This window comes from Enterovibrio paralichthyis, from assembly GCF_019209835.1.
Classification (GTDB): Bacteria; Pseudomonadota; Gammaproteobacteria; order Enterobacterales; family Vibrionaceae; genus Enterovibrio; species Enterovibrio paralichthyis.
The window spans coordinates 1-3,871 of record NZ_JAHUTS010000054.1 but is presented as its reverse complement, the minus strand read 5'-3'; the positions used below and the strand labels follow the sequence as shown (position 1 = coordinate 3,871).

Annotated in this window: 3 protein-coding genes; all 3 read right to left on the bottom strand. The window is 43.3% G+C overall.

The window, feature by feature from the left end:
* Positions 1 to 164: 164 nt before the first annotated feature.
* Positions 165 to 1,049 carry an Mph(G) family macrolide 2'-phosphotransferase gene (locus KU854_RS24585; protein ID WP_014386803.1) on the bottom strand — a complete coding sequence of 295 codons (885 nt, stop codon included), beginning with the start codon at positions 1,047 to 1,049 and terminating at the stop codon, positions 165 to 167.
* Positions 1,050 to 1,053: 4 nt separating this feature from the next.
* Positions 1,054 to 2,277, bottom strand: a complete 1,224-nt coding sequence (gene mef(C), locus KU854_RS24580; RefSeq protein ID WP_014386804.1) for a macrolide efflux MFS transporter Mef(C) — start codon at positions 2,275 to 2,277, stop codon at positions 1,054 to 1,056.
* A gap of 287 nt (positions 2,278 to 2,564) precedes the next feature.
* A complete protein-coding gene (sul2, locus tag KU854_RS24575) occupies positions 2,565 to 3,380 on the bottom strand; it encodes a sulfonamide-resistant dihydropteroate synthase Sul2 (RefSeq protein WP_001043260.1) in 816 nt (271 codons plus the stop codon).
* Between the last annotated feature and the right edge of the window lie 491 nt (positions 3,381 to 3,871).

Sequence of the window (3,871 nt, the reverse complement as noted above, 5' to 3'; positions counted from 1 at the left end):
GTAAATTTTCAGCGTTGCTGGCTCCCCGTCAGCCGGATTGGGTTGCATCGCAGGGGTGTCGAAAGAGTCAACTGCGGTCCAAAGCTGTTGGACTTGGGTGAAAAGGGCGTTTATTCTTCCTATACGTTGACCCGATTAAGGTGTCAGCCCCTACTAAAAAAAATCTACTCAACACCTAACTGTAATTTTGCAGAACTAAGATGAATTTCATCTTGTGTTTCTAAAGCAAAATATCCATAAGCTAGAGGTGCGGCAGCAGCTCGTTCAACTGCTTGTTCAAACAGTTTATCCCATACTTCTCCACCTTGTTTTTCGTATGCCGCAATTAAATTTTTCAGACTTTCTTCACCGAAAACAGTAACGTGACCTGAAAAATCTTGTGCTATATCGCTGACTTGTGCAGTTGACCAATCAATAATTCCACAAACTTCTCCATTATGATGAGTAAGTGTATGACCTGCATACAAATCACCGTGAATGAATTTTGTAAAATTCGGCCATAAGGCATCATTATCCAGCCATTTTTGGTACCGAAGTTCTAATTCGGCATTTATCCCTAATTCAGATTTCACCAAAATCAATCTTTCAGAAATCTCATTTCTAACCTGTTCAGGTGTCAAAATTTTTAGATTATTACGAAGTACTTCTTCCGTAGGAATTGAATGAAGTTCTATAAGTGCTTTCGCTAATGATGGTATATAAAGGTCGTTTTCTTTAGACATATTCCAGGTTACTTCATAAGTCTCCGCATCATAAGTAAGTGCAGGTTTTCCATCGAGCAAAGGATAGGCTACCAGTTTTTCATTAGCTATACGCCAATCAGGAACTTGAACCGAAAGGTATTTCGACACCAATTGAAGAATGCGTTTCTCATTCGCAATCTGTTCGCCTAAGGTTGTTCTTCTTGGAATACGCAACAACCACTTTGTGCCATCCCTATCTGTAGCGAAACCAACCTTAAAATCAATTCCCATTTCATTAAAACTCATTTCATCCGAAAGAATTAACCCATTTCTTTCCGCTAATTTTTGAATATCTCTATTTTTCATTTTTTTAAATATTTTTGATTTTACCTAATTGCATTAAGTTGCGAGTGCTAAACGAAAGAATACCCACAAGGATTGCCAAACAACCGCTTATGATAAACGTAATGTTTACACCAATAACTTCTGCAATCAGGCCTGTGAATAATAAACCGATTACACTTGGCAAAACTGCCAAACTATAATAAAGTGAAAATACACGTCCTAATTTTTCAGGACTTACCTCTGTTTGTACAATTGCTGTAAAACAGCCATTGAAAACAGACAGGCTGATACCGCCAATGGCTGTTACCATCACAAATCCTACAAACCAACTTGCAGGTAATACACCACTCAAAATAAATGTAAGTCCCAATAATACATACATAACATTGACTGCGACTACTTTTGAGCCTTTCAATTTGAAAATACTCAGGATGACACCGCCAATAAGCATACCTCCGCCCCAAACCACTTCTACAATTCCTATCTCCCATTTTCCTCCTGCAAAATGCCCTGTTGTGAGCAACGGAAACATAATGGCAGCTGGCATTATAACAAAGGTTATCGCCATTGCATAAAGAAAAAGATAACGCAAACCTTTGTTTTTTGAAACAGTCTGAAACCCTTCCGAAAATTCTGTAGCAATAGAATGTGCAGACGATTTTGACTTCGCAACCACATTGGGAATTTTCACCATCACGAGTGAAAGAATAGCCAGCAATGCTCCAATCAAATCCAAGTACAATACTTTTGAAATAGGAAGATAAGCAATGGCTAATGTGCCAATGGCAGGACCACCAATCCTGCAAACCGAATGTAACACCTGATTAATTCCTGCTACCTTTATCAATTCATTTTGGGGTACAATCAGCGGAGCAATTGCCTGTAGTGCCGGAGCGTGAAAAGCATTACCAACAGAGCGTAAACCCAATAAAATGTATATCCATATAAGATTAACATTTTCATTTTGTAAAATGACGAGTAACAAAAGGGCACAGAGAGCTATAAAAGCATCCGAAAAAATCATTACATATTTACGATTGAGACGGTCAACATATACACCTGCTATTAAGCCTATCAATGCTTGAGGCAACATAGCTGCTATTCCTGCGTAGGCTAAAACTTCGGCTGACTTGTACTCCAGACTAAGCCATATAACAATAGCAAACTGAACAGCATAACTTGTAAGCATTGAAGCAAACTGTCCAGCCCATATAAACATATAGGTCTTAAACCATTTACGGTTTTCCATAAAAACTTGATTAAATTATACAACAAAATAATTGTAGCATAATACTAATAGAGTACTATACCATAAAAGTGGGTTTTGAAGAGAATTACCCTAATAATTATTTAATCCAAGGCTTTGCCACGTGTTGTATACTTTTTGGAAGTGAAGCCACAAAAGTACAAATTATTATCTCAAAAAATAAGCTATTTTATCAAAATTAAGCCCAGCAGCTAACATGAACTCGGGTCGCCCTCAAAGGGGACATGCCTGCTGAACCGCGAATATAGAGAAATATCCCGAATGTGCAGTTAACGAATTCTTGCGGTTTCTTTCAGCGCCGCCAATACCGCCAGCCCGTCGCGCAAGGGGCGCGGCTCGTGTGTGCGGATGAAGTCAGCTCCACCTGCGGCGGCGGCAAGCTCTGCAGCGAGTGTCGCGGCCCCGACATCCCCCGGACCACGGCCTGTGAGCGCGCGCAGAAAGGATTTGCGCGAAACAGACAGAAGCACCGGCAAATCGAAGCGCAGCCGCAATTCATCGAACCGCGCCAGCACCGAGAGCGAGGTTTCGGGAGCAGCCCCCAGAAAAAACCCCATGCCGGGATCAAGGACAAGGCGGTTGCGTTTGATACCGGCACCCGTCAGCGCCGCGATGCGCGCGTCAAAGAACGCCGCAATGTGATCCATGATGTCGCCAGCGGGTGCCTCGCGCCGATCTGCCTGCCCGTCTTGCACCGAATGCATAACGACGAGTTTGGCAGATGATTTCGCCAATTGCGGATAGAACGCAGCGTCTGGAAAACCGCGAATATCATTGAGATAGGCCACACCACGCGACAAGGCATAGGCTTGCGTCGCGGGTTGATAACTGTCGAGCGAGACGGGAATGCCATCTGCCTTGAGCGCGTCCAGCACCGGCGCGATACGCGCGATTTCTGTGTCGGACGAAACAGGCGCGGCGTCGGGATTGCTGGATGCCGGACCGAGGTCGATCACATCTGCCCCCTCGGCCATCAGCTTACGCGCCTGCGCAATGGCTGCGTCTGGCGCCAGATACCGGCCTCCATCGGAGAAACTGTCCGAGGTTATGTTGACGATGCCGAAAATGATGAGCGATTTATTCATGGGGGCTTCTATAATAATAATAATCGAGCATGAGTCTCATACGGATGCTCGGGTCGAAAGGGAATCCCCAGGCGAGTAACCTGTTTGCGGTGATCCATTAGCTGCAGGAGCAGAATAGCATACATCTGGAAGCAAAGCCAGGAAAGCGGCCTATGGAGCTGTGCGGCAGCGCTCAGTAGGCAATTTTTCAAAATATTGTTAAGCCTTTTCTGAGCATGGTATTTTTCATGGTATTACCAATTAGCAGGAAAATAAGCCATTGAATATAAAAGATAAAAATGTCTTGTTTACAATAGAGTGGGATACAGACACGCTTGATATGTTTGGAGATGGGGTTCTAGGGATTTTCCCCTCTAAAAAGACTTAATCCTCTGTAGACCACACCAATAAATGGCTGCGGAGGTGGGTTACTACTTATAAGTGTGGCAAATTAGGTAAATATCGTACATTTAATACGGAACAGCCCTGATATGGCCATCAAAAACGAAATT

Excerpts from the sequence above, each read along its gene's own strand:
- KU854_RS24585 (WP_014386803.1), bottom strand. The coding sequence starts at position 1,049 with ATGAAAAATAGAGATATTCAAAAATTAGCGGAAAGAAATGGGTTAATT.
- sul2 (WP_001043260.1), bottom strand. The coding sequence starts at position 3,380 with ATGAATAAATCGCTCATCATTTTCGGCATCGTCAACATAACCTCGGAC.